A 23,866-nucleotide genomic window follows, 5' to 3' on the forward strand; every position below is an offset into this window, starting at 1 on the left:
AGCAGTCACGCTCGCAATCTCAGGAGCCGCAGGTGGAATCGAACGACGTCCACGCAGATCTCAAGCACGTCCTCAAGTCGAAGGACGAGATCCAGAACCGCATCGCCGAGCTTGCCGCGGAGATCGACCGCGACTACGAGGGGCGCGACCTGCTGATCGTGGGCGTCCTCAAGGGCGCCGTCATGGTCATGGCCGACCTGGCGCGTGCGCTCCACTCGCACGTGACGATGGACTGGATGGCAGTCTCCTCCTACGGCTCGGGCACCCAGTCCTCCGGCGTGGTCCGCATCCTCAAGGACCTCGACTCGGACCTCATGGGCAAGCACGTCCTCATCGTCGAGGACATCATCGACTCGGGCCTGACGCTCTCGTGGCTCAAGACCAACCTCGAGTCGCGCGGGACGGCCTCGGTCGAGATCTGCACCGCCTTCCGCAAGCCGGACGCCGCCAAGGTCGCGATCGACGTCAAGTACGTCGGCTTCGACATCCCCAACGAGTTCGTCGTGGGCTACGGCCTCGACTACGCAGAGAAGTACCGCAACCTCGACTTCGTGGGCACCCTCGCGCCGCACGTCTACGAGTGAGCGTTTCGCCCTGAGCGCACCCGCGGGAACTTCCGCGGCGCTGGGGGAACTTTTGCCCGTCTCCATGCGTGAACGCTTCCGAACGGTGTCATGCTGGTGGCCACACTCTGGTGCATGACGGTACCGGTGCATGAGAAGAAGGGACGGGGCCCAGCCCCGATTTCATGAACGTCAAGAGCTTCGTCAAGGGTCCGGGAATCTGGATCATCGTCGTGATCGTCCTGCTGCTGCTGGCCTTCGGGACCCTCGCACCGGGCGGCAGCACGCGCGTGGACACCTCGGTGGGGCTCCAGCTCATCAAGGACGGCAAGGTCTCCCAGGCCAAGATCTTCAACGGTGAAGAGCGCGTCGACATGGTCCTCAAGGACGACTATGTCGTGGACGGCCAGGACAAGGGCAAGAACGTCCAGTTCTACTACGTCACCCCGCGCGGCACCGATGTGGTCAACGCGATCGACGCCGCCAACCTGCCGCAGGGCTTCTCCGACCAGCCGGTCGAGAACAACTGGTTCAGCTCCATGCTGTCCCTCCTCATCCCGGTCGTGCTCCTCGGAGCGCTCTTCTGGTTCCTCCTCTCGCGCATGCAGGGCGGCGGCAGCCAGGTCATGAAGTTCGGCAAGTCCCGGGCCAAGATGATCACCAAGGACATGCCCCAGGTGACCTTCTCCGACGTCGCCGGCGCGGACGAGGCCGTCGAGGAGCTGCACGAGATCAAGGAGTTCCTCCAGGACCCGGGCAAGTTCCAGGCCGTCGGCGCCAAGATCCCCAAGGGCGTGCTCCTCTACGGCCCTCCCGGAACCGGCAAGACCCTCCTCGCCCGTGCCGTGGCCGGCGAGGCCGGCGTGCCGTTCTTCTCGATCTCCGGCTCGGAGTTCGTCGAGATGTTCGTCGGCGTCGGCGCCTCCCGGGTGCGCGACCTGTTCGAGCAGGCCAAGGCCAACGCCCCCGCGATCGTGTTCGTCGACGAGATCGACGCGGTGGGCCGCCACCGCGGCGCGGGGATCGGCGGCGGCAACGACGAGCGCGAGCAGACCCTCAACCAGCTCCTGGTCGAGATGGACGGCTTCGACCCGAAGGCCAACGTCATCATCATCGCGGCCACCAACCGGCCCGACGTCCTCGATCCGGCGCTCCTCCGCCCGGGCCGCTTCGACCGCCAGATCCCCGTCGAGGCGCCGGACCTCGCCGGCCGCGAGCACATCCTCTCGGTCCACGCCAAGGGCAAGCCGCTCGCGCAGAACGTGGACCTCAAGGCCGTGGCGAAGAAGACCCCCGGCTACACGGGCGCGGACCTCGCGAACGTCCTGAACGAGGCGGCGCTCCTGACCGCGCGCTCCAACGCCCAGCTGATCGACGACCGCGCCCTCGACGAGGCGATCGACCGCGTCATGGCCGGCCCGCAGAAGCGCTCCCGCGTCATGAAGGACCTCGAGCGCAAGATCACCGCCTACCACGAGGGCGGCCACGCGCTCGTCGCCGCGGCCCTGCGCAACTCGGCTCCCGTCACCAAGATCACCATCCTCCCGCGCGGCCGCGCCCTCGGCTACACCATGGTGGTGCCGGAGGAGGACAAGTACTCCGTGACGCGCAACGAGCTCCTCGACCAGCTCGCGTACGCGATGGGCGGCCGCGTCGCCGAGGAGATCGTCTTCCACGATCCGTCCACGGGCGCCTCGAATGACATCGAGAAGGCCACGGGCACCGCGCGCAAGATGGTCACCCAGTACGGCATGAGCGAGCGCGTGGGCGCGGTGAAGCTCGGCCAGGGCGGCGGCGAGCCGTTCCTGGGCCGGGATGCCGCCCACGAGCGCAACTACTCCGACCAGGTCGCCTACGTCGTAGACGAGGAGGTGCGCCGCCTGATGGACCAGGCCCATGACGAGGCGTACGAGATCCTCACGGACAACCGGCACGTCCTCGATCGCCTCGCCTCCGCGCTGCTCGAGCACGAGACGCTCAACCAGCGCGAGATCGCGGAGATCTTCACCGATGTCCGCAAGCGCGACTTCCGCGAGGTCTGGCTCTCGAAGGGCACGCGTCCGGTGCAGAACATCCCGCCGGTCGAGACCGAGGCCGAGCGCAAGGCCCGCGAGGAGGCCTCCAAGGCACGGCACGAGGAGCCCCTCGACGTCGGCCAGGCCCACCATCCGCACGGAGAGCAGGAGTACGTCAAGGACCGTCACGACGGGGTGTGACGGCCCCGAGGGGGACCTGCACGCCACCCACCGATAGGATCATTGACGTGACCCACTTCGATGACGACGACGTGTCCGCGCTGCCCGCCGAGGCCGAGAAGATGGATCTGCCGCGCATTGAGGCGGCCGTCCGCGAGATCCTCCTCGCGGTCGGCGAGGACCCGGACCGGAGCGGACTGAAGGACACCCCCCAGCGCGTGGCGAGGGCCTACGCCGAGACGTTCGCCGGACTGCACCACAACGCCGAGGAGATCCTCGGCGTGACCTTCGACATGGACCACGAGGAACTCGTGCTCGTGAAGGACATCCCGTTCTACTCGACGTGCGAGCACCACCTCGTGCCCTTCCACGGCGTCGCGCACGTGGGCTACATCCCCTCGCACGACGGCCGGGTGACGGGGCTGAGCAAGCTCGCCCGCCTGGTCGACGTCTACGCGCGCCGCCCCCAGGTGCAGGAGCGGCTCACCACCCAGGTCGCGGACGCCATCGTCAGCCACCTCAAGCCCCGCGGAGTGATCGTGGTCGTCGACTGCGAGCACATGTGCATGTCCATGCGTGGTGTCCGCAAGCCGGGCGCCCACACCGTCACGAGCGCCGTCCGCGGGCAGCTGCACGACCCCGCCACCCGCGCCGAAGCCATGAGTCTGATCCTCGGAAAGTGAGCACCCCATAGTGGACTCTCTCGCAGCAGCGCCCGGAACCGGGCCGAATACCTCCCCCCTCCCCGTGCTCCGCAAGCCGCGTCCCAAGGCGACCTTCGAGGGCCTGCCCCGGGACCGCGCCGTGGTCATGGGCATCCTCAACGTCACTCCGGACTCCTTCTCCGACGGCGGCGAGCACGGCCAGACGGACACCGCGATCGCCGCGGGACTGCGCATGTTCTACGCGGGTGCGGACATCATCGATGTCGGCGGCGAGTCCACGAGGCCCGGCGCCGAGGAGGTGCCCGAGGACGTCGAGCAGGCGCGCGTGCTCCCTGTCATCGAGGCCCTCGCCAAGGCAGGGGCCCTCGTGTCCGTGGACACCCGCCGGGCGAGCACCGCCGCGAAGGCGCTCGACGCCGGGGCCACGATCGTCAACGACGTCTCGGGGCTCGCCGTCACGGACGAGATGATCCGCCTCGTCGCAGACCGCGACGCCTACTACGTCCTCATGCACAACCGGGGCGACTCGAAGTCCATGGACGGGCTCGCCTCCTACGGGGACGTGGTCGAGGACGTCATCGCGGAAACCCTCAAGGTCCGCGATCGGCTGCGGGCCGGCGGGGTGGACGACGCACGCATCATCCTCGATCCCGGCCTCGGCTTCGCCAAGCAGGGCGAGCAGAACTGGGAGCTCGTCAAGCATGTCGGCCGGTTCACGGCGCTCGGCTACCCGGTGCTGGTCGCAGCCTCCCGCAAGCGGTTCCTCGGCGAACTGCTCACGAGCGCGGGCAAGGCCGCCGAACCCAGGGAGCGGGACGCAGCCACCGCCGCGATCACCGCGCTCGCCGCCGCAGCCGGTGCGTGGGGCGTGCGGGTGCACGACGTCGCAGCGAACCTCGACGCCGTCAAGGTCGCCGCCCGGGCGAAGGCCTAGGGCGCCATGGGCAACCAGCCGGGCGCCGCTGCGGCCCGGACCCGAAGGCCCGACCTGATCGCCCTCACCGGGGTCACGGCCGTGGGGCACCACGGCGTGCTGGACTTCGAGCGGCGCGACGGGCAGCCCTTCGTGGTGGACGCCGTCCTCCACACGGACTTCGGCGCCGCGGCGTCGTCGGACGACCTGTCCCGGACGGCAAGCTACGCCGAGGTTGCCGAGCGCATCGTCGCGCTCGTCGAGGGTGACCCGGTCGACCTGATCGAGACCCTCGCCGTGCGCCTCGCCGAGATGATCTTGGCCGAGTTCCCGGTCGACGCCGTGGAGCTGACGGTCCACAAGCCGCAGGCGCCCATCGCCGTGCCCTTCAGCGACGTGTCGGTGACCGTGTTCAGGGAGCGCTGAGAGATGGAGACGGGGCACCACGGCTGGGTCAGGTCCGTCCTGGCGCTCGGCAGCAACCTCGGCGCCCGCGCGGAGACCCTGGCGGAGGCGGTCGCCGACCTCGTCGACCGCCCCGAGGTGCGCCTCGTCGATGTCTCGCCCGTGGTGCAGACCAAGCCGGTCGGCGGCCCCGAGGGACAGCCGGACTTCCTGAACATGGTCATGATCGTCGAGACCACGCTGGGCCCGTACGAGCTGCTCGAGCACTGCCACGCCGTCGAGGCCAAGCACCACCGCACCCGCGAGGTCCGGTGGGGCCCGCGCACCCTCGACGTCGACATCATCACCTACGGCGACCTGCAGCTCGACGACCCCGAGCTAACCATCCCGCATCCGCGGGCCGCGGAGCGCGCCTTCGTCCTCTTTCCCTGGCTCGTGATCGAGCCCCTCGCGGTCCTCGAGGGGCACCCGATCGTCGAGCTCCTCGAGTTCTGCGCCGACGCCGACGGCGTCGAGGGCTATGACATGCTCACTGATGGAGGAAGCCAGACCGGAGGGGGAATCCAGTGAAGCCGCTCAAGCCGTGGGTGCTCGTGCTGGTGGCGATCATCGTGGGCCTCCTGGGCGTCGCCGCGAACGCGTTCGCGATGCGCTCGTCGGCGCCGACGCCCGTGCTCCCGGTCAGCGCCCTCGGCTCGATGGCCGTGATCGCCGTCGTGACGCTGGGCCTCGGCATCAGGGTGCTGAGGTGGCGGACCGGCCACCGCTCCCGCATGCTCGATCCGATCTTCGCGGCGCGGACCCTCGTCCTCGCCCACGCCTGCGCCTACGCGGGGGCTGTCCTCCTGGGCTGGCACGGGGGCGTCATCGCGGACCAGGTGCCGCAGCTCTCCGCCCGCGCGGGCACACCCGCGGTCGAGACCGCCCTCCTGCTGATCGGCGGGAGCGTCATCATGGTCGCGATCGGCTTCATCGTGGAGCGCTTCTGCCGCATCCCCCCGGAGGAGGGCGACGACGAGGGCCTCTCCGAGGGGGGCCGCGCGCCGGACGCCGAGGGCGGCCTTGCCTAGCTCCGCGCCTCAGCCCTCCGCGCCCCGGCAGCCCTCCCGCCCCGGGCGGCTCGGCGTGGGCGTCATCGGCGCCGGCAAGGTGGGCGCCGTCCTCGGGGCGGCGCTGCGTGCGGCCCAGCACGCCCTCGTCGGCGTCTCCGCGGTGTCGGAGGAGAGTCGGGAGCGCGCCGAGCTGCTCCTGCCGGGCGTCCCCGTCCTCGAGGTCCCCGACATCGTCGAGCGCTCGGAGCTCGTGCTGCTGGCCGTGCCGGACGACGCACTGGGGCCTCTCGTCGAGGGCCTCGCCAAGCTCGGCGCCTGGCAGCCCGGCCAGCTCGTGGCCCACACCTCCGGCCGCCACGGCGTGGGCGTCCTCGCCCCGGTGCGCGCCGCCGGGGCGATCCCGCTCGCGATCCACCCCGCCATGACGTTCACCGGGATGTCCCTGGACCTCGCACGCCTGACGGACTGCTGCTTCGGCGTCACCGCGGATCCGGCAATGCTGCCGATCGCGCAGGCGCTCGTGGTCGAGATGGGCGCCGAGCCGGTCGTGGTCGCCGAAGGGGACCGGGCCGCCTACCACGCCGCGCTCGCGCACGGATCGAACCACCTCGTCACCCTCGCCTCCCAGGCGGCGGAGATCCTCGGCAGGATCGGCGTGCCCGACCCGGGAGCCGTGCTCGGCCCCCTCCTGCGCGCCTCCCTCGACAACGCGCTCTCTGCGGGCGAGTCCGCACTGACGGGGCCCGTGGCCCGCGGGGACGTCGGCACCGTCGCCGCGCACGTCGCCGCCCTCAACGAGCTCGCCGCCGACCCGGACGGCCGGGGCGGGGCCGCCGATATCCTTGACGCGTACCGGGCCATGGCCCATGCGACCGCGGTCCGCGCCGAGCGCCGGGGACGCCTCACCGCCTCGGCCCGCGAGGCGATCGAGGAGGCGCTGGAGGGCATGGAGCCCGGCGACGAGACACGAGAGGACCTGTAATGCCTGCTGAGCCCGTTCTGGCCATCGAGGTGGTGCGCACGCGCGCCGAGCTCCAGCCGGCCATCGCCCGCCGGCTGGCGGCGAAGCGCCGCGGCCCGGGCCTGCCGTCCCTCGGGCTCGTCCCGACCATGGGCGCCCTGCACGCGGGGCACCGTGCCCTCGCCGAGGCCGCGGCCGCCCAGAACGACGTCGTGGTCGCGAGCGTGTTCGTCAACCCCCTCCAGTTCGGGGACGCCACGGACCTCGAGCGCTATCCCCGCACCCTCGACGCGGATGCCGCCCTGCTGGCGGACGCCGGCGTCGACCTGGTCTTCGCCCCGGACGCCGACGAGATGTACCCGGGCGGCGAGCCCGAGGTGCGGGTCACCGCGGGGCCGCTGGCCCAGAAGTGGGAGGGCGCCTCCCGCCCGGGCCACTTCGACGGGGTGTGCACGGTCGTGTCGAAGCTCCTCCACCTCGCGATGCCCGGCGGGTTCGACGGCGCACGGGCCGCCTACCGCGCCTACTTCGGGCAGAAGGACGCCCAGCAGGTCGCCGTCGTCCGCCGGATGGTGCGGGACCTGGACTTCCCCGTGGAGATCGTCGCCGTCCCGATCGTGCGCGACCCGGACGGCCTGGCCCTCTCGAGCCGGAACCGCTTCCTGTCCGAGGCTGAGCGCGATGCGGCGCTCGTCCTCTCCCGGGCCCTGGGACTCCTCGAGGACCGCGCAAGCGCCCACGAGCCCCTCAACCCGGACGACGCCGAGGCCCTCGTGCGGTCCCAGCCGCTCGTGGAGCTGGACTATCTGGACGTCGTGGACCCGGACACGCTCGAGCCGCTCGCGTTCGCCTGCCGCGAGACCCCGTTCACGGGGGAGGCGCTCGCGATCGTCGCCGCGAAGGTCGGCCCCGTGCGCCTCATCGACAACATGCCGCTCCGGGCCCGCTGACCCTCCGGGGCCCGCTCAGCTTCTGGGGGGGGGCTCAGCTCGCGAAGAAAGCCGCGAGGCGGTCGATGAGCGGCTTCGCGGGACGGGTCGGGGCGTCGTGCGCGAGCTTGGGCAGGATCGCGATGTCGGAGGCCGGCAGCACCCCGTCGAGCTTCTGGGCCGCCTCGGCGAAGTACTCGGGGCTCGCGCCGCCCACGAGGAACAGCGTCTCGAGGGGCAGCTCGTCGAAGCCCTTGGCCTCGGCGTCGGCCGCGACCACGGCGCGGATCTCGGCGGGACCGGTCGGAAGGAGCCGCGAGAGCTCCTTCCCGAGCGGGGTCCGGCTGCCAATGCGGTTGAGCACGGTCAGCACGGGCAGCGGGAGCTTGGAGATCGGGCCGGCCGTCTGCAGTCCGCGCAGGAGCACGGCGAGGGCCTTCTCCTCGTCCTTGGCCCGGAGGGCCTCCTCGAACTCCGGCATCCACCCGGCCTTGATGCTGCCCTCGAAGGAGATGATGGGGTCGTAGACGGCGATCTGCCCGATCTGCAGCTCGCGGCCGGCGTGCAGCGCGATGCACCCGCCGTAGTTGTGGCCGAACACGGCGTCGCTGCCGGTGTGGGCGAGCACGTCGCCGAGGTCCGAGACCTCGGTGGCGAGCGAGTAGTCCGCCGGCTGGGGGGAGGTGGCCCCGCGGCCCCGCCTGTTGTACACGTGCACGGGCACGTGGAGCTCCTCGGCCAGCCGGACCGCGAGGTCCTTGTACAGCTCGGCGGTCACCATCGACCCGTGGACGACGACGATGCCTCCCCGCGCGGTCAACCCGCCTTCGGGGGCGGTGAAGAGCTCGAGGGACGCGCCGTCCTTGGTGGCCACGGTGGACGAGGTCAGCTGCAGTACACCCATGCACAGAGCCTAGCCGCAATCGCCGCAGCAGCCCCATCCAGCACAGGGCGTCCGGACGTGCGCGGGCACCCCTCGGAAGCTCACAGCCGGCTGGCCTAGAATTGAATGCTGTGACTGCACAGAACCCCGCACCCGAGGCCCGGCCCGCCGACACGAGCGAGCAGATGCACATCCGCCGGGACAAGCGGGAGAAGCTCCTCGCGAACGGCGAGGCGCCGTACCCAGTCAAGCTGCCGCGCACGCACTCCCTCTCCGAGGTCCGCGCGAAGTACCCCGAGCTGGAGCCGGACACGGCTACCGGGGAGACCGTCGGCGTCGCCGGCCGCGTCGTGTTCATCCGCAACACCGGCAAGCTGTGCTTCGCCACCCTGCAGGAGGGCGACGGCACGCGTCTGCAGGCCATGCTCAGTCTCGCGAACGTGGGCGAGCAGCGCCTCGCGGACTGGAAGGCCCTCGTGGACCTCGGCGACCACGTCTTCGTCCGCGGCGAGGTCATCTCCTCCCGCCGCGGCGAGCTCTCCGTCATGGTCGAGTCCTGGCAGATGGCCTCGAAGGCCCTGCGCCCCCTGCCCACCCTCCACGCAGGACTGAACGAGGAGACGCGCGTCCGCCAGCGCTACGTGGACCTCCTGGTGCGGGAGGAGGCGCGCCAGATGGTCTACACGCGCTCCAAGATCACCAAGAGCGTCCGCGACACCCTCGACTCCCACGGCTACGTCGAGGTCGAGACGCCGATGCTCAACCTCGTCCACGGCGGTGCGACGGCCCGTCCGTTCGCGACTCACCTGAACGCCTTCGACCAGGACATGACCCTGCGCATCGCCACCGAGCTCTACCTCAAGCGGGCCGTTGTCGGCGGGATCGAGCGGGTCTACGAGATCGGGCGTGTGTTCCGCAACGAGGGCGTCGACTCGACCCACAGCCCCGAGTTCACCACGCTCGAGTGCTACGAGGCCTACGCCGACCAGTTCACCATGGCGGAGCGGATGAAGGAGATCATCCTCAACGTGGCTGACGTCATGGGCACGCGCCGCATCGAGACGCCCGAGGGCACGATCGACCTCGACGGCGAGTGGGCGTGGATCGGTGTGTACCCGGGCCTGTCCGAGGCGGCCGGCGAGGAGATCACCCCCGACACCCCGCTCGAGCGCCTCCTGGCCATCGGCGATGCGCACGGGGTCAAGACGGACCCGCTGTGGACCCAGGAGAAGGCCGTCATCGAGCTCTTCGGGGAGATCGTCGAGCCCACCCTGCTCAACCCGACCTTCGTCTACGACTACCCGCCCTCCGCGCAGCCCCTCGCCCGGCCCCACCGGGACGACCCCCGGCTCATCGAGGCGTGGGACCTCATCATCGGCGGGATGGAGCGCGGCACCGCCTTCTCCGAGCTGATCGACCCCGTGGTCCAGCGCGAGCGGCTCACCGAGCAGTCGCGGCTGGCCGCCGAGGGCGACGACGAGGCCATGGCGCTCGACGAGGACTTCCTCCGCGCGCTCGAATACGGCGCCCCGCCCATGGGCGGGATCGGCCTGGGAATCGACCGCCTGGTGATGCTGTTCACGCAGGCCGGTATTCGCGAAACAATCCTCTTCCCCCTTCTGAAGCCCGAGGCCAACTGATGGATTACGTCCTTGCCCTGCTCCCGCCGGTGGTGGTCGGGCTCATTTTCTGGTTCGCCATGCGCGCAATCTTCAATGCGGACAAGTCCGAGCGGGAGGCGCTCGCCCGCGCTGAACGCGAATCGCAGGAGCGCGCCGAGAATTGATCCGCGCGAGTCCTTTTGACTCGCGGGCTTTTGTGCCTTCATACTGTAATTGCTCAGCCGCTCCGGCGCCTCACGGGCCCCGATGCTGATTGCTTGAACTCACATTTGCTGAGTCCCCCCGGCGATGACAGAGAAGAGAGCCCAGATATGGCACAGAAGGTCCAGATCATCCTCGAGGATGACATCGACGGCGGCAAGGCTGACGAGACTGTCCGCTTCAGCCTCGATGGATCGAATTACGAAATTGACCTGTCCTCGGCCAATGCCGAGAAGCTGCGCAGTGCGCTGGCCCAGTTCATTTCCGCTGGCCGCAAGGCCGCCGCACGTACCGGCGCCGCTGCCCCGAAGGCCCGGGCGGCGTCCTCCGGGTCCCGGAATTCCGACTCTGCCAAGATCCGGCAGTGGGCCCGCGACAACGGGTACAACGTGAATGCCCGCGGGCGGATTCAGCAGGAGATCCAGGAGGCCTACCGCCAGGCCAACGCCTGACCGCCCCCGAATAGTCGGATAAGGCCCCAAAGGGGCCAGCAGGAATTCCCGGTGCGCCGCACCGGGAATTTGTGCTTTCGGGACCGATTTAATGCCGACCCGTGAATGCCGATTTTTCCGATCGGCGCTCCCCGGCCATCACGCCGCCGCGTCCTCAGCGCGGGGCCGTCCGCGCCCGGGGCGGGCGGCCGGCGTCGTCCGCGTGCCAGCCGGGCAGGGCGGTTCACCCTGTGGCGAACACCCCTACCGGCCGCGCCCCCGGCACGTAGCATCGAACTACGCAGTGCACCCAAGCTAAACCGGGGAGTCCGAGCAATGTTCGAGAGATTTACAGACCGCGCCCGCCGCGTGGTGGTGCTGGCCCAAGAAGAGGCCCGCATGCTCAACCACAACTACATCGGGACCGAGCACATCCTCCTGGGGCTGATCCACGAGGGCGAAGGGGTCGCGGCCAAGGCTCTCGAGTCCCTGAGCATCTCGCTCGACGGCGTCCGCGAGCAGGTGCAGGAGATCATCGGCCAGGGCCAGCAGGCGCCGAGCGGGCACATCCCGTTCACGCCCCGCGCCAAGAAGGTCCTCGAGCTGTCGCTGCGCGAGGCGCTCCAGCTCGGCCACAACTACATCGGCACCGAGCACATCCTCCTCGGCCTCATCCGCGAGGGCGAGGGCGTGGCCGCCCAGGTGCTCGTCAAGCTCGGCGCCGACCTCAACCGGGTCCGCCAGCAGGTGATCCAGCTCCTGTCCGGCTACCAGGGCAAGGAGACGGCCGCGACCGGCTCCGGCTCCGGCCAGCCCGAGGGCACTCCCGCCGGCTCGGTGGTCCTGGACCAGTTCGGCCGCAACCTGACCCAGGCTGCGCGCGAGAACAAGCTGGATCCCGTGATCGGGCGCGAGCACGAGATGGAACGCGTCATGCAGGTCCTCTCGCGCCGCACCAAGAACAACCCCGTCCTCATCGGCGAGCCCGGCGTCGGCAAGACCGCCGTCGTCGAGGGCCTCGCCCAGGCGATCGTGCGCGGCGACGTGCCCGAGACGATCAAGGACAAGCAGCTCTACACGCTCGACCTCGGCTCCCTCGTGGCCGGCTCCCGCTACCGCGGCGACTTCGAGGAGCGCCTGAAGAAGGTCCTCAAGGAGATCCGCACCCGCGGCGACATCATCCTGTTCATCGACGAGATCCACACCCTCGTCGGGGCGGGTGCCGCCGAGGGCGCGATCGACGCGGCCAGCATCCTCAAGCCGATGCTCGCCCGCGGCGAGCTGCAGACCATCGGTGCGACCACGCTCGACGAGTACCGCAAGCACATCGAGAAGGATGCCGCGCTCGAGCGCCGCTTCCAGCCGATCCAGGTCTCCGAGCCGTCCGTGGCCCTCGCCATCGAGATCCTCAAGGGCCTGCGGGACCGCTACGAGGCGCACCACCGGGTGACCATCACCGACGGCGCGCTCGCCGCGGCGGCCAATCTCGCCGAGCGCTACATCTCCGACCGGTTCCTGCCGGACAAGGCGATCGACCTGATCGACGAGGCAGGAGCGCGCCTGCGCATCCGTCGGATGACCGCGCCGCCGGAGCTGAAGGCCCTCGACGAGCGCATCGCCGGGCTCAAGCTCGAGAAGGAGTCCGCGATCGACGCGCAGGACTTCGAGGGAGCCGCCTCGCTGCGCGACAAGGAGCAGAAGCTCATCGCCGAGCGGGCCGAGCGCGAGCGCGCCTGGAAGTCCGGCGACATGGACGGCGTGGCCGAGGTGGACGAGGACCTGATCGCCGAGGTGCTCGCGAACTCGACCGGCATCCCGGTGTTCAAGCTCACCGAGGAGGAGTCGACCCGCCTGCTCCACATGGAGGAGGAGCTGCACCGCCGCGTGGTGGGCCAGGACGACGCCATCAAGGCGCTCTCCCGCTCGATCCGCCGCACCCGTGCGGGCCTGAAGGATCCGAAGCGTCCCGGCGGGTCGTTCATCTTCGCCGGCCCCACCGGCGTGGGCAAGACCGAGCTCGCCAAGGCCCTCGCCGAGTTCCTCTTCGGCGAGGAGGACGCGCTCATCACGCTGGACATGTCCGAGTTCTCCGAGAAGCACACCGTCTCACGGCTCTTCGGTGCCCCTCCGGGCTACGTGGGCTACGAGGAGGGCGGCCAGCTCACGGAGAAGGTCCGCCGCCGCCCGTTCTCCGTGGTGCTGTTCGACGAGGTGGAGAAGGCCCACGCGGACCTGTTCAACTCGCTCCTGCAGATCCTCGAGGACGGCCGCCTCACGGACTCCCAGGGCCGCGTGGTGGACTTCAAGAACACCGTGATCATCATGACCACGAACCTCGGCTCGCGGGACATCTCCAAGGGCGTCATGACGGGCTTCCAGTCGGGGACGGACACGAAGACCGGGTACGAGCGGATGAAGGCCCGCGTGACGGAGGAGCTCAAGCAGCACTTCCGGCCCGAGTTCCTCAACCGCGTCGACGACGTCGTCGTCTTCCCGCAGCTGACGCAGGAGGAGATCATCGAGATCGTGGACCTCATGGTCGTCCGCCTCGAGAAGCGCCTCAAGGACAAGGACATGGGCATCGAGCTCACCCAGGCCGCCAAGGTCCTGCTCGCCACGCGCGGCTACGACCCGGCCATGGGTGCCCGCCCGCTGCGCCGCACGATCCAGTCCGAGATCGAGGACCAGCTCTCCGAGAAGATCCTCTTCGGCGACCTCTCAGCCGGAGACATCGTGGTGGTCGACGTCGAGGGCGAGGGCGACACGGCCAAGTTCACCTTCACCGGCACCCCGCGCCCGGAGGTCCCCGAGGTCGTCTCGCTGACCAAGGGCGGCGGCAAGGAGCTCGGCGCCTAGCAGCAAGCCCGAACGGCGGCCCCCCACCTCCTCGAGGTGGGGGGCCGTTCCGCGTCTCCGGTGGCACCCGTCCGCGAGGATAGTCGCGCGATCGAATAAATCCAATCGCTAGACAAACTCCGGTCCCGCACGTAACGTCTTTCCTGGTCTCGGAAACCATCGCTGACGATTTCCACCAGAGAGACATCATGACCATCCAGCTCGAATTCATCACCCTGCAGGACCTCGTGCGCGGCGAGGTGCTCGACCCGCGCGATCCGCGCTACGCCGAGGAGGCCTCCGCCTTCAACACGGCGGTGGCGCACCGGCCGGACGTCGTGGTCGCGGCCGCCGACGCCGCGGACGTGGTCGCCGCCGTGCGGTGGGCCTCGCTGAACTCGGTGAAGCTGGCCGTCCAGGCCACAGGCCATGGGGCAGAGCGCGGGATTGCCGGCGGCGTGCTCGTGAGCACCAAGCGCCTGCGCTCGGTCTCGGTCGACCCCGCGGCACGGACCGCCACCGTCGGGGCCGGCGCCCGCTGGCGCGAGGTCATCGACGCCGCAGCCGAGCACGGCCTCGCCCCTCTCAACGGTTCAAGCTCGGACGTGGGCGTCGTCGGCTACACCCTGGGCGGCGGCCTCCCCGTCCTGGGCCGCACGTACGGCTTCGCTGCGGACTCGGTCCTCAGCCTCGACATCGTCACCCTCGACGGCGATGCGCGCACCGTGAGCCCGGTGCGCGAACCAGAGCTCTTCGGGCTCCTGTGCGGCGGCGGCCAGGGACTCGCCGTCGTCACCGGCATGACCTTCCGCCTCTACCCCGTGGCCCTCGTCCACGGCGGGGAGCTCGTCTTCGAAGGCCGGCACGCGGAGGCCGTGCTGCGGGCCTTCGCGGCCTGGGCACCCAGGCTCACCGATGCCTCCAACGCTGCCCTCCGCTTCCTCCGGGCCCCGGACGCGCCGGGCGTGCCGCCGGAGCTCGCGGGCAGGCTCACGGTGCACGTCGCCTTCGCCCACGTGGGCCGCGGCGGCGAGCGTGCCCTCGCTCCCCTGCGTGCCGCCGCCCCGGTGCTGCTCGACTTCGTCGCGGACCTGCCCTACACGGAGGTGGACCGCGTCTACTCCGACCCCGACCAGCCGATGCCGTTCCTCACGGGCGGGGCGGGCCTCGTGGACCTCGACGACCGGACCATCCGGGCCGTCCTCGCCCTCGCGGGGCCCGACGCCGGGTGCCTCCTCCCGCTCGTCGACATCCGGCTCCTCGGCGGTGCGATGGCGTCCGACGACGCGCGCACGGCGTCGGCGCACGGCCTCGCCTACGCGATGCACGCAGTGGGAGTCCTCGCGCCGCCGGTCGCCGATGCGGTTCCTGGTGCCATCGCCGAGGTCCTCGCCGGCGTTGCGCCCTTCGGCAACGGCCACTGCCCGAGGAACTTCCTCGGCGACCGCAGCGACCTCGCGCCGGCCTGGTCCGCCGAGGTCGCGGACCGGCTCGCGGCCGCCCGCGAGGAGCTCGACCCGGCGTGCCTGTTCGCCCGCTGAACTCGCGGCGGCCGACTCCCTCCGGTGTGTTTGGCCCACGCCGCGAGGGGGCACTGTCCGGGCGTCCGGAAGTCATGCGCGAGGGCCAGAGGAGGACTCGATGAGCAGCCAGAACCCGGAGAACCCGGAGACCACGGAGACCGGCGAGGGCGGCGGATACGGCGAGCCGACGCCCGAGCAGGAGCTGGGGCAGCGGGCCGGCGGGCAGGAGAAGCCCAGTCAGCAGGGCAGTCCGACCCAGGAGGGCGGTCAGGGGCGCGAGGCCCCCGCCGAGGAACGGGCCGGAGAGCAGCAGGATCCGGTCACCGGCGAGAGCCTCCGCCCGGGCCAGGCCGAGAGCCCGGGCTGATCCTTCCCTCGCCCGAGCGGCACGCACGGGCGGTGCCCCCGCACCCAAGGTGCGGGGGCGCCGTCGTGCGCCCTGTCCAAAGCACGCCGGGGGGCGGTACGCTCCGAAGCACACCCGGGACACCGTGCGAGACCGTGCGAAGGAGCGCGCCATGAAGAAGCTCATCAACGATCCACAGAAGGTGGTCGACGAATCGGTGGAGGGCTTCGGCCTGGCCCACGCTGACCTCGTCGCCGTCCACGCCGACCCGATCTTCATCAGCCGGGCCGGCGGCGCGGTGCAGGGCAAGGTCGGGCTGGTCTCCGGCGGCGGCAGCGGCCACGAGCCGCTCCACGGCGGCTATGTGGGCCGCGGGATGCTCGACGCCGCCGTCCCCGGCGCCGTCTTCACCTCGCCCACCCCGGATGCGATCATCCCGGCGACCCAGGCCGCGGACGGCGGGGCCGGCGTCGTGCACATCGTGAAGAACTACACCGGCGACGTCCTCAACTTCGAGACCGCGGGCGAGATGTGCGCGGCAGAGGGCATCGAGGTCCGCACCGTGCTCGTCAACGACGACGTGGCGGTCGAGGACTCCCTCTACACCGCGGGGCGGCGCGGCGTGGCCGGCACGGTCCTCGTGGAGAAGATCGCCGGCGCCGCGGCCGAGCGCGGGGACTCGCTCGACGCCGTCGAGGCCGTGGGCAACCGGGTCGTGGCGAACGTGCGCTCGATGGGGCTCGCGCTCACCCCGTGCACCGTCCCCCACGCGGGCAAGCCGAGCTTCGAGCTGGCCGAGGACGAGATCGAGATCGGGATCGGCATCCACGGCGAGCCGGGACGCCACCGCGTGGGCCTCGAGCCCGCGGACGCGCTCACGGAGCACCTGCTGACCCCCGTCGTCGAGGACCTCGGGATCGGCTCGGGCGAGAAGGCGCTGCTGTTCGTCAACGGCATGGGCGGGACGCCGCTGTCCGAGCTGTACATCGTGTACCGCCGGGCCGCGCAGCTGCTCGCCGACCGCGGCATCACGGTCGAGCGGAGCCTCGTGGGCAACTACATCACCTCGCTCGAGATGCAGGGCTGCTCCGTGACCGTCCTGCGGCTCGACGACGAGCTCACCGAGCTGTGGGACGCGCCCGTGCACACGCCCGCCCTCCGGTGGGGGGCCTGATGCCGGCACTGGACGCGGCCTGGGCCGAGCGGTGGCTGCGCGAGAGCGCCCGGGTCGTCGCCGAGCACCGCGAGGAACTGATCGACCTGGACCGCGCGATCGGGGACGGGGACCACGGAGAGAACATGGACCGGGGCTTCAGGGCCATCGTGGCCAAGCTCGACGGGGAGACGCCCGACTCGGTCAGCGCCGCGCTCAAGCTGGCCGCGATGATGCTCATGAGCAAGGTCGGCGGCGCCGCCGGTCCGCTCTACGGCACCGCGTACCTGCGCGCCTCGACGGCCGTCAGCGGCGCGGACGCCCTCGACGGGGCGGCCGTCGCGGCGATGCTCACCGCCGGCAGGGACGGGATCGTGGCCCGCGGCAAGGCCGAGTCGGGGGACAAGACCATGGTTGACGCCTGGACCCCGGCCGCCGAGGCCGCCCGCGACGCCGGCGACGGCCTGGCCGCCCTGTCCGCCGCCGCGGACGCCGCCGAGGCCGGCGCGCAGGCCACCAAGCCCCTCGTGGCCCGCAAGGGCCGGGCCAGCTATCTGGGCGAGCGCAGCGCCGGCCACCTCGACCCCGGGGCCGTCTCGAGCGCGTACATCCTGCGCGCCGCGGTCACCGCCGCCACGAGCGGGGACATGGCGTGACGCCGGTCGGACTGCTCATCGTCTCGCACAGCGCGCGCCTCGCCGAGGGCGTGGTCGAGGTCGCCGCCCAGATGGCCGCCGGGGTGCCCCTCGTCGCGGCGGGCGGGACGGACGACGGCGGGGTGGGCACCTCGTTCGAGAAGGTCATGGACGGCATCGGGGCCGCCGACACGGGGGAGGGGGTCGTGGTCCTGACGGACCTCGGCTCCGCAGTGATGACGGCCGAGTCGGTGCTCGAATTCCTCGAGCCGGACCAGCGCTCGAAGGTCCGGATCGCCGACGCGGCCCTCGTGGAGGGCGCGGTCGCGGCCGCCGTGGCGTCGAAGGCCGGCGCGGGCCTGGACGGCGTGGCCCGCGCCGCGGAGGAGGCCGTCCGCGGCGCCGAGGCCGAGGAGGCCCCCGAGCTCGCGGAGCCCACCGAGTCCGCCGTCCTGACCCTGAAGAACCCGCTGGGCCTCCACGCCCGCCCCGCAGCGGTCCTGGCCGGCCGGCTCTCGGCCTTCGACGCGGCGGTGACCGTCAACGGCGTCGACGGCCAGTCCGTCATGGCGCTCATGGCGCTCGGCGCGGGCCAGGGTGAGCAGCTCGTGGTCGAGACGTCCGGGCCAGAGGCCGCGGAGGCGCTCGCCTTCGTGCGGGAGCAGGTCGAGGCCGGCTTCGGCGAGCACTGAGGCCCCCACGGGTTGTGAAAGGACTGTTTCACCAAGAGTGAACGCCCCTGTGCTTCACGCCACATCGCGGGTTGAATCGGAGTCATGACTGCCGAGACCGCCGCCACCATGGCCGGCACCACGCCCGCGTCCGCAGAGCCCGCCACCCGGCCCGAGACGCCGTTCCACGACCTGGACCACTACGTGGCCATGCCCCGCCTCTCCGGGCTCGCCCTGAACCCCGACGGCACGCGGCTCGTCACCGCCGTCGCGACGCTGAACGGCAAGGGCACCGAGTACGGCTCCGCGCTGTGGGAGATCGACCCCGCCGGCGAGGCCCCCGCACGCCGCATCACCCGCAGCGCCAAGGGCGAGGCCGGGGCCGCCTTCGCGGCGAACGGCGACCTCTACTTCACCTCGGCCCGTCCCGACCCGGACAAGCCCGACGACGAGCCCGTCAACGCGCTCTGGCTCCTGCCGCACGCCGGCGGGGAGGCGAGGGTCGTGCTCAGCCGCGCGGGCGGCGTCGAACGCGTCATCACGGCCCAGAAGGCCGACGCGACGTTCCTCCAGGCCTCCGTGCTGGCCGGGAGCACCGACGAGGCCGACGACGAGGCGCGCCGCAAGGGCCGCAAGGAGGCCAAGGTCGCGGCCATCCTGCATTCCTCCTACCCGGTGCGCTTCTGGGACTCCGACCTCGGCCCCGCCCAGCCGCGGCTGTTCGCCGTCGAGCGCTCGACGGCCGAGCCCGAGCCCGGCAAGCCGGCCACGGTGGACGCCGAGCCCGCGCTCGAGCTCCGCAACCTCACGGCGGACATCGGCCCCGCCCTCCGCTTCGGCGAGGCGCACGCGAGCCCCGACGGCCGCACCATCTACGCCTCCGTCGCCAAGCCCCTCGCGAAGGGCGACCTCCGCAGCGAGCTCATCGCGATCGACGTCGCCTCCGGCGCCCGCCGCACGCTCCTGTCCGAGGACCGCATGGACTACATCGCCGGCCCGGTGAGCCCCGACGGTCGCACCGTCGCCGTGGTCGTCGAGCCGCATACGACGCCGACCAGCGCCTACCGCAGCGAGCTGCACCTCCTCGACGTCGAGACGGGGCAGCTGCGCCGGCTCGCGCCGGAGTGGGACCGCATGCCTCACCCCGAGGCGTGGCTGCCGGACGGCTCCGCGCTGCTCGTCACCGCGGACGACTCCGGCCGCTCACCCGTGTTCCGCCTCGACCCCGCCATCGGTGAGGCGACCGCCGTGACGCGCGACGACGCCGCCTACACCGACGTCCTCGTCTCCCCGGACGGGGCGACCGCGTACGCCCTGCGCAGCTCCTACCTCTTCCCGCCCGAGGCCGTCCGGATCGACCTCGCCACCGGCGAGACCACGCGCCTGGGCAACCCCGTCGACCGGCCCCAGCTCCCCGGCCGCCTCGAGGAGGTCACCGCAACGGCCGAGGACGGGACCCCCCTGCGCGCCTGGCTCGCCCTCCCCGCCAAGTCCCGCGAGGGTGGGAAGCACCCCCTCCTCCTGTGGATCCACGGGGGCCCGATCGGCTCCTGGAATGCCTGGACCTGGCGCTGGAACCCCTGGCTCCTCGCGGCACAGGGCTACGCCGTGCTGCTGCCCGACCCGGCCCTGTCCACCGGCTACGGCCAGCACTTCATCGACCGCGGCTGGGGCCGGTGGGGCGCGGAGCCGTTCACGGACCTCATGGCCGTCACCGACGCCGCCCTGGAGCGCGGCGACCTCGACCCCGACCGCACGGCGGCGATGGGCGGCTCCTTCGGCGGGTACATGGCCAACTGGGTCGCCGGCCACACGGACCGCTTCCGCGCGATCGTGACGCATGCGAGCCTGTGGGCCCTCGACGCCTTCGGCCCGACGACCGACATGGCCCTGTACTGGGCCAAGGAGATGGACGAGGCGATGATGCAGGCCCACTCTCCGCACCACTCGGTCTGCGAGATCCGCACGCCCATGCTCGTCATCCACGGCGACAAGGACTACCGCGTGCCGATCGGCGAGGGCCTGCGCCTGTGGTGGGAACTCCTCTCGGCCTCGCAGCTCGCCGCCGACGACGAGGGCAGGACCCCACACCGGTTCCTGTACTTCCCCGACGAGAACCACTGGATCCTGCAGCCCCAGCACGCGAAGGTCTGGTACGGCGTGGTCTCCGCCTTCCTCGCCGAGCACGTGCTCGGCGAGTCCCGGGACCTGCCGAAGGAGCTCGGGCTCTAGGGGTGCGGCCGCCCGGCGGGCGTGGGGCCACCCCGCGCGCGCCGGGCGGCGCCGGGCGCCCGAACTAGGATGGAATCCATGACCGAGACCGCCGCCGCCCCTGCCCAACCGTTCACCCTGAGGCGGGCGCGAACGGGAGACGTCGCGGCGATCAAGCGACTTGTTGCCCCGCTGGCCGAGCGGCGGATCCTCATCTCCAAGGAGTCCGTGGCGTACTACGAGGCCATCCAGGAGTTCCGGGTCGCGGAGGCGCCGGACGGCGAGCTGGTGGGCTGCGGCGCCCTCCACGTCATGTGGGAGGACCTCGCCGAGATCCGCACCCTCGCCGCCGCAGACACATGGCGGGGCCGGGGTGTGGGGCACGCCCTCGTGGAGCAGCTGCTGCAGGAGGCGCACGACGTCGGGGTGCAGCGGGTCTTCTGCCTCACCTTCGAAGTGGGCTTCTTCGAGCGGCACGGCTTCGAGGTCATGGCCGACCAGTCCGGCGTGGACCCCGAGGTGTACTCCGAGCTGCTCCGCTCGCACGACGAGGGCGTCGCCGAGTTCCTCGACCTCGCCCGGGTCAAGCCCAACACCCTCGGGAACACGCGCATGATCCGCTGGCTGCACGGGCGCGCCCGCGAGTAGTCCTCCGGTCAGGGCAGGCGCAGCCGCCCGTGCTCCTCGACTGCGAGCCCGTCGGCGAGCAGCCCCGCCAGGGCCCGCTCGAGCTGGTCCGGCCCCGTCCCCAGGGAGTGCAGCCTGCCCAGCGCGGCCGTGACTGCCCCGCCCCCGGAGGCCCCTGCAGCAGCCCCTGCGGGAGGGCCCGGCACGGGCGGCTCGAACAGGGCGCGGGGCACCGGATGCTCGGCGGCGCGGAGCACCGCCATGACCGCCCCGCGCACCTGCCGGTCTGTGCCGTGCCAGGCCTGCCCGCGGGGTGTGTAGGTGGGCGGCGGCTCGCCTGCGGCGCGCCAGGCGCACTCGGCGGCGACGGGGCAGGCGGAGCATCGGGGCGAGCGGGCCGTGCACACCACTGCGCCGAGCTCCATGGCCGCCGCGTTCCAGACGACGGAGAGGGCCGTGTCCTCGGGCAGCAGCGCGGCGGCCCGGCGCTGCTCGGCCGCCGTGAGCGCCGGGGCGGGCAGCGCCTCGCCGCCCAGGAGCCGGGCGTGCACCCGCCGGATGTTCGTGTCCACCACCGTGGCCCGGCGCCCGAAGGCGAACGCAGCGACCGCCGCCGCGGTGTAGGAACCCACCCCGGGCAGGGTGCGCAGCGCCTCCTCGGTGTCGGGCAGCTCCCCGCCGTGCTCGGCCACGATCACCGCCGCTGCCGCGTGCAGCCTCAGCGCGCGGCGGGGATACCCCAGGCGCCCCCAGGCGCGGACCGCCTCGCCGGCGGGCTCGGCCGCGAGGTCCGCCGGGTCCGGCCACCGCTCCATCCACTCGCGCCAGACGGGCAGGACCCGGACCACGGGGGTCTGCTGGAGCATGACCTCGCTCACGAGCACCCCCCAGGGGCTGCGGTCGGCTGCGCGCCACGGCAGGTCGCGCGCCTCGCGCGAGAACCAGTCGGCGAGCTCGGTGTGCAGGCGCTCGAGCGCCCCGGTCTTGGCGGATGCGGTCTCGGCGGATCCGGGCGCACGACGGCGGGTCGCGGCTGGAGCGGTCACGGGGGCCTTTCGGGACGCGGACGCCTCGTGGCGGTCCGGGCGGTGAGGGGTGCGTCCCACTGTAGCGGCCCGCGGCGCGCCGGGCGGAGCTGGCCGCCGATTGCTCCGTAGCCTAGGAGCATGGCAGGGCAGGGCAATGACAGGGCACGCATGCGCACACAACGGGGGTCGCGGCGCCAGAGCCCCGAGGTGTACCGGCGCCGGCGCATCGCCGTGGGTGTCCTCATGGCCCTCATCCTGATCGTCCTCGGCGGGGGCATCTGGGCGGCCGTGGCCGCCGTGAGCTCGAGCGCGGGGGGACCCGGGCCCGACGCGGCGCAGCCCGCGGCCAGCGCGAGTGCTCCCGCGACGGACGCAGCCGGAGCCAGCCAGACGGCGTCGGCCACGGCCAGCCCCTCCGCGTCCGCCTCCCAGAGTTCCGCGACCCCGAGCCCGAGCGCCACACCGGCTTGCGACCCGCACCTCATCACCGTCTCGGCGGCCACGGACAAGGCGAGCTACGCCCCCGCCGACAAGCCGGTCTTCACCCTCAAGGTGACCAACGGGAACACCGTCCCGTGCGGCGTCAACGTGGGCACTACCCAGATGGAGTTCCTCGTGGTCAGCGGCGCGGACCGCATCTTCTCGTCGAAGGACTGCCAGGCGGACGTGCAGGACCTGATCAAGACGATCCCCGCCGGCGGCTCCGAGACGGCCAACTTCCCCTGGCAGCGGGTGCGGAGCACGGAGGGCTGCAAGGCCGTGACCGGGGAGCCGAAGCCGGGCGTCTACGTGCTGACGGCCTCGCTCGGCCCTGTCACGAGCTCCAAGGCCGTGTTCGAGCTCAAGTAGCCGCTCAGAGGAAGCGGTCGAGAAGGCTGGCCTCCGCCATCCGCGAGAGGCCCTCCCGGACGGTGCGGGCACGCTGCTCGCCGATGCCGTCCACCGTCATGAGGTCCTCGATGGTGGCCGCCATGAGGTTCTGCAGGCCGCCGAAGTGGTCCACGAGGCGGTCCGAGACCGCGCGAGGCACGGACTTCAGCCCGGAGATGAGGCGGTAGCCGCGCGGCTGGACCACGGCATCGAGGGTCTCGGTGCCGCCCGCATAGCCGAGGATGCCCGCGATCTTGTTGAGGTCGATCAGGTCCACGCTCGTCAGCTGGGTCAGGGCCGCGGCGGCGGCGTCGATCGTCTCGAGCGGCACACCGTCCCCGGCGTAGTCGCGGATCACGACGTCGGCGCCGGGCCCTAGCCCCGTGGTCAGCTCCTCGAGCTGGAGCGCCAGGAGGCGGCCGTCATCGCCGAGCTCGAGGACGTACTGGGCGATCTCCTCCGAGATGCGCTGGACCATGACCTGGCGCTGGAGCGTCTGGGCGACGTCCCGCACCGTGACCATGGCCTCGATCTCGAGCGCAGACAGCGAGTGGGTGACCTGGTCGAGGCGCGCCCGGTAGCGCTCGAGGGTTGCGAGGGCCTGGTTCGCCCGTGCGAGGACCCGCTCGGAGTTCTCGATCACGTGCCGGATGCCCTGCACGTACAGGGCGATGATCTGCATGGACTGGCTCACCGAGATGACCGGCAGGCCCGTCTGCTTCGCGACGCGCTCGGCGGTGCGGTGGCGGGTGCCCGATTCGTGGGTCTCGATCGAGGAGTCGGGGACGAGGTGCACGGCGGCCTTGACGATGGTGCGGGCGTCCCGGTCGCAGACGATCGCGCCGTCCATCTTGGCCAGCTCGCGCAGCCTCGTGGGCGAGAACTCGATGCCGATCTCGAAGCCGCCCGAGCACAGCGACTCGACCGTCCGGTCATAGCCGAGGACGATCAGCGCACCCGTGCGGCCCCGCAGGATGCGCTCGAGGCCGTCGCGGAGGCCGGTTCCGGGTGCGACCCGGGCCAAGGTGGCTTTGAGCACGTCCTCGGGGGTCCGAGCCATGAGTGTTTCCCTTTCCTGCGCCGCGCGTGGCGCGGCGCACGGTTCCCATGGTATCCGCGCGTGTCGCGGGCCGAGCCGGTTGTCCGG

The 23,866-nt window shown here is 71.7% G+C and carries 24 protein-coding genes; 21 read left to right on the plus strand and 3 right to left on the minus strand.

The window, feature by feature from the left end; translation table 11 throughout:
* The first annotated feature begins 32 nt into the window (after window positions 1-32).
* The 9 genes from hpt to panC all read left to right on the plus strand — a co-directional run bounded on the left by hpt (window position 33) and on the right by panC (window position 7,704).
* Window positions 33-584, plus strand: coding sequence for a hypoxanthine phosphoribosyltransferase (hpt, locus tag J2W20_RS12120; protein WP_307006887.1), 552 nt, complete (start codon window positions 33-35; stop codon window positions 582-584).
* Window positions 585-748: 164 nt separating this feature from the next.
* Window positions 749-2,779: an ATP-dependent zinc metalloprotease FtsH gene (gene ftsH, locus J2W20_RS12125; RefSeq protein ID WP_307006888.1), complete on the plus strand. Its 2,031-nt coding sequence runs from the start codon at window positions 749-751 to the stop codon at window positions 2,777-2,779.
* A gap of 47 nt (window positions 2,780-2,826) precedes the next feature.
* On the plus strand, window positions 2,827-3,441 hold the full coding sequence (folE, locus tag J2W20_RS12130; RefSeq protein WP_307006889.1) for a GTP cyclohydrolase I FolE: 615 nt from the start codon (window positions 2,827-2,829) through the stop codon (window positions 3,439-3,441).
* A gap of 10 nt (window positions 3,442-3,451) precedes the next feature.
* A complete protein-coding gene (gene folP, locus J2W20_RS12135; protein ID WP_307006891.1) occupies window positions 3,452-4,357 on the plus strand; it encodes a dihydropteroate synthase in 906 nt (301 codons plus the stop codon).
* A gap of 6 nt (window positions 4,358-4,363) precedes the next feature.
* Window positions 4,364-4,762 carry a dihydroneopterin aldolase gene (gene folB, locus J2W20_RS12140; RefSeq protein WP_307006892.1) on the plus strand — a complete coding sequence of 133 codons (399 nt, stop codon included), beginning with the start codon at window positions 4,364-4,366 and terminating at the stop codon, window positions 4,760-4,762.
* 3 nt (window positions 4,763-4,765) lie between these two features.
* The gene (gene folK, locus J2W20_RS12145; protein WP_307006893.1) at window positions 4,766-5,311 is read left to right on the plus strand and encodes a 2-amino-4-hydroxy-6-hydroxymethyldihydropteridine diphosphokinase; all 546 of its coding nucleotides are present in this window, start codon (window positions 4,766-4,768) and stop codon (window positions 5,309-5,311) included.
* Entirely contained in the window at window positions 5,308-5,811 is a 504-nt protein-coding gene (locus J2W20_RS12150) for a DUF3180 domain-containing protein (RefSeq protein WP_307006894.1), read from the plus strand. The genes folK and J2W20_RS12150 overlap by 4 nt, the downstream gene beginning before the upstream one ends.
* Entirely contained in the window at window positions 5,804-6,775 is a 972-nt protein-coding gene (locus J2W20_RS12155; protein ID WP_373458009.1) for a Rossmann-like and DUF2520 domain-containing protein, read from the plus strand. The genes J2W20_RS12150 and J2W20_RS12155 overlap by 8 nt, the downstream gene beginning before the upstream one ends.
* 17 nt (window positions 6,776-6,792) lie before the next feature.
* Window positions 6,793-7,704: a pantoate--beta-alanine ligase gene (panC, locus tag J2W20_RS12160; protein ID WP_307007056.1), complete on the plus strand. Its 912-nt coding sequence runs from the start codon at window positions 6,793-6,795 to the stop codon at window positions 7,702-7,704.
* Window positions 7,705-7,738: 34 nt separating this feature from the next.
* Here panC and J2W20_RS12165 read toward each other — a convergent pair whose 3' ends face one another.
* Window positions 7,739-8,587: an alpha/beta fold hydrolase gene (locus J2W20_RS12165; RefSeq protein ID WP_307006896.1), complete on the minus strand. Its 849-nt coding sequence runs from the start codon at window positions 8,585-8,587 to the stop codon at window positions 7,739-7,741.
* 164 nt (window positions 8,588-8,751) lie between these two features.
* Here J2W20_RS12165 and lysS point away from each other — a divergent pair, with 164 nt between their 5' ends.
* From lysS to J2W20_RS12220, 11 genes are all read left to right on the plus strand, one after another.
* The gene (gene lysS / locus J2W20_RS12170; RefSeq protein ID WP_307007057.1) at window positions 8,752-10,206 is read left to right on the plus strand and encodes a lysine--tRNA ligase; all 1,455 of its coding nucleotides are present in this window, start codon (window positions 8,752-8,754) and stop codon (window positions 10,204-10,206) included.
* Window positions 10,206-10,352 carry a hypothetical protein gene (locus J2W20_RS12175; RefSeq protein ID WP_307006897.1) on the plus strand — a complete coding sequence of 49 codons (147 nt, stop codon included), beginning with the start codon at window positions 10,206-10,208 and terminating at the stop codon, window positions 10,350-10,352. Before lysS ends, J2W20_RS12175 begins: the two co-directional genes overlap by 1 nt.
* Before the next feature lie 147 nt (window positions 10,353-10,499).
* On the plus strand, window positions 10,500-10,841 hold the full coding sequence (locus J2W20_RS12180) for a histone-like nucleoid-structuring protein Lsr2 (RefSeq protein WP_307006899.1): 342 nt from the start codon (window positions 10,500-10,502) through the stop codon (window positions 10,839-10,841).
* Between the two features lie 315 nt (window positions 10,842-11,156).
* Entirely contained in the window at window positions 11,157-13,676 is a 2,520-nt protein-coding gene (locus tag J2W20_RS12185; RefSeq protein ID WP_307006900.1) for an ATP-dependent Clp protease ATP-binding subunit, read from the plus strand.
* Window positions 13,677-13,864: 188 nt separating this feature from the next.
* The gene (locus J2W20_RS12190; RefSeq protein WP_307006901.1) at window positions 13,865-15,196 is read left to right on the plus strand and encodes an FAD-binding oxidoreductase; all 1,332 of its coding nucleotides are present in this window, start codon (window positions 13,865-13,867) and stop codon (window positions 15,194-15,196) included.
* A 100-nt stretch (window positions 15,197-15,296) separates the two neighbouring features.
* Window positions 15,297-15,545, plus strand: coding sequence for a hypothetical protein (locus tag J2W20_RS12195; protein ID WP_307006903.1), 249 nt, complete (start codon window positions 15,297-15,299; stop codon window positions 15,543-15,545).
* 151 nt (window positions 15,546-15,696) lie between these two features.
* Window positions 15,697-16,698 (plus strand): dihydroxyacetone kinase subunit DhaK, encoded by a 1,002-nt coding sequence (gene dhaK / locus J2W20_RS12200; RefSeq protein WP_307006904.1) that lies wholly within the window; start codon window positions 15,697-15,699, stop codon window positions 16,696-16,698.
* Window positions 16,698-17,333: a dihydroxyacetone kinase subunit DhaL gene (gene dhaL, locus J2W20_RS12205; RefSeq protein ID WP_307006905.1), complete on the plus strand. Its 636-nt coding sequence runs from the start codon at window positions 16,698-16,700 to the stop codon at window positions 17,331-17,333. The genes dhaK and dhaL overlap by 1 nt, the downstream gene beginning before the upstream one ends.
* Window positions 17,330-18,004, plus strand: coding sequence for a dihydroxyacetone kinase phosphoryl donor subunit DhaM (gene dhaM / locus J2W20_RS12210; protein ID WP_307006907.1), 675 nt, complete (start codon window positions 17,330-17,332; stop codon window positions 18,002-18,004). The genes dhaL and dhaM overlap by 4 nt, the downstream gene beginning before the upstream one ends.
* A 108-nt stretch (window positions 18,005-18,112) precedes the next feature.
* Window positions 18,113-20,215, plus strand: coding sequence for a S9 family peptidase (locus J2W20_RS12215; protein WP_307007059.1), 2,103 nt, complete (start codon window positions 18,113-18,115; stop codon window positions 20,213-20,215).
* Window positions 20,216-20,293: 78 nt separating this feature from the next.
* Entirely contained in the window at window positions 20,294-20,842 is a 549-nt protein-coding gene (locus J2W20_RS12220; protein WP_307006908.1) for an amino-acid N-acetyltransferase, read from the plus strand.
* A gap of 8 nt (window positions 20,843-20,850) precedes the next feature.
* Here the strand turns inward: J2W20_RS12220 and J2W20_RS12225 are convergent, their stop codons facing one another.
* Complete coding sequence (locus J2W20_RS12225) at window positions 20,851-21,786, minus strand: A/G-specific adenine glycosylase (RefSeq protein WP_307007060.1); 936 nt, start codon at window positions 21,784-21,786, stop codon at window positions 20,851-20,853.
* Between the two features lie 201 nt (window positions 21,787-21,987).
* Between J2W20_RS12225 and J2W20_RS12230 the strand changes: the two genes are divergently transcribed.
* Window positions 21,988-22,698 (plus strand): hypothetical protein, encoded by a 711-nt coding sequence (locus J2W20_RS12230; RefSeq protein WP_307006909.1) that lies wholly within the window; start codon window positions 21,988-21,990, stop codon window positions 22,696-22,698.
* Between the two features lie 4 nt (window positions 22,699-22,702).
* On the opposite strand, the gene disA is transcribed toward J2W20_RS12230, so the two are convergent.
* Window positions 22,703-23,779, minus strand: a complete 1,077-nt coding sequence (gene disA / locus J2W20_RS12235) for a DNA integrity scanning diadenylate cyclase DisA (protein WP_307006910.1) — start codon at window positions 23,777-23,779, stop codon at window positions 22,703-22,705.
* Window positions 23,780-23,866 lie beyond the last annotated feature (87 nt).

This window comes from Sinomonas atrocyanea, from assembly GCF_030812675.1.
Classification (GTDB): Bacteria; Actinomycetota; Actinomycetes; order Actinomycetales; family Micrococcaceae; genus Sinomonas; species Sinomonas atrocyanea_B.

Bases quoted from the DNA above. Each gene is read 5' to 3' on its own strand.
- disA (WP_307006910.1), bottom strand. From the start codon at position 23,779: ATGGCTCGGACCCCCGAGGACGTGCTCAAAGCCACCTTGGCCCGGGTC.
- J2W20_RS12230 (WP_307006909.1), top strand. From the start codon at position 21,988: ATGGCAGGGCAGGGCAATGACAGGGCACGCATGCGCACACAACGGGGG.
- J2W20_RS12195 (WP_307006903.1), top strand. From the start codon at position 15,297: ATGAGCAGCCAGAACCCGGAGAACCCGGAGACCACGGAGACCGGCGAG.
- J2W20_RS12185 (WP_307006900.1), top strand. From the start codon at position 11,157: ATGTTCGAGAGATTTACAGACCGCGCCCGCCGCGTGGTGGTGCTGGCC.
- dhaK (WP_307006904.1), top strand. From the start codon at position 15,697: ATGAAGAAGCTCATCAACGATCCACAGAAGGTGGTCGACGAATCGGTG.
- J2W20_RS12215 (WP_307007059.1), top strand. From the start codon at position 18,113: ATGGCCGGCACCACGCCCGCGTCCGCAGAGCCCGCCACCCGGCCCGAG.
- J2W20_RS12175 (WP_307006897.1), top strand. From the start codon at position 10,206: ATGGATTACGTCCTTGCCCTGCTCCCGCCGGTGGTGGTCGGGCTCATT.
- J2W20_RS12180 (WP_307006899.1), top strand. From the start codon at position 10,500: ATGGCACAGAAGGTCCAGATCATCCTCGAGGATGACATCGACGGCGGC.
- J2W20_RS12190 (WP_307006901.1), top strand. From the start codon at position 13,865: ATGACCATCCAGCTCGAATTCATCACCCTGCAGGACCTCGTGCGCGGC.
- lysS (WP_307007057.1), top strand. From the start codon at position 8,752: ATGCACATCCGCCGGGACAAGCGGGAGAAGCTCCTCGCGAACGGCGAG.
- J2W20_RS12220 (WP_307006908.1), top strand. From the start codon at position 20,294: ATGACCGAGACCGCCGCCGCCCCTGCCCAACCGTTCACCCTGAGGCGG.
- folB (WP_307006892.1), top strand. From the start codon at position 4,364: ATGGGCAACCAGCCGGGCGCCGCTGCGGCCCGGACCCGAAGGCCCGAC.
- J2W20_RS12165 (WP_307006896.1), bottom strand. From the start codon at position 8,587: ATGGGTGTACTGCAGCTGACCTCGTCCACCGTGGCCACCAAGGACGGC.
- ftsH (WP_307006888.1), top strand. From the start codon at position 749: ATGAACGTCAAGAGCTTCGTCAAGGGTCCGGGAATCTGGATCATCGTC.
- folK (WP_307006893.1), top strand. From the start codon at position 4,766: ATGGAGACGGGGCACCACGGCTGGGTCAGGTCCGTCCTGGCGCTCGGC.
- dhaL (WP_307006905.1), top strand. From the start codon at position 16,698: ATGCCGGCACTGGACGCGGCCTGGGCCGAGCGGTGGCTGCGCGAGAGC.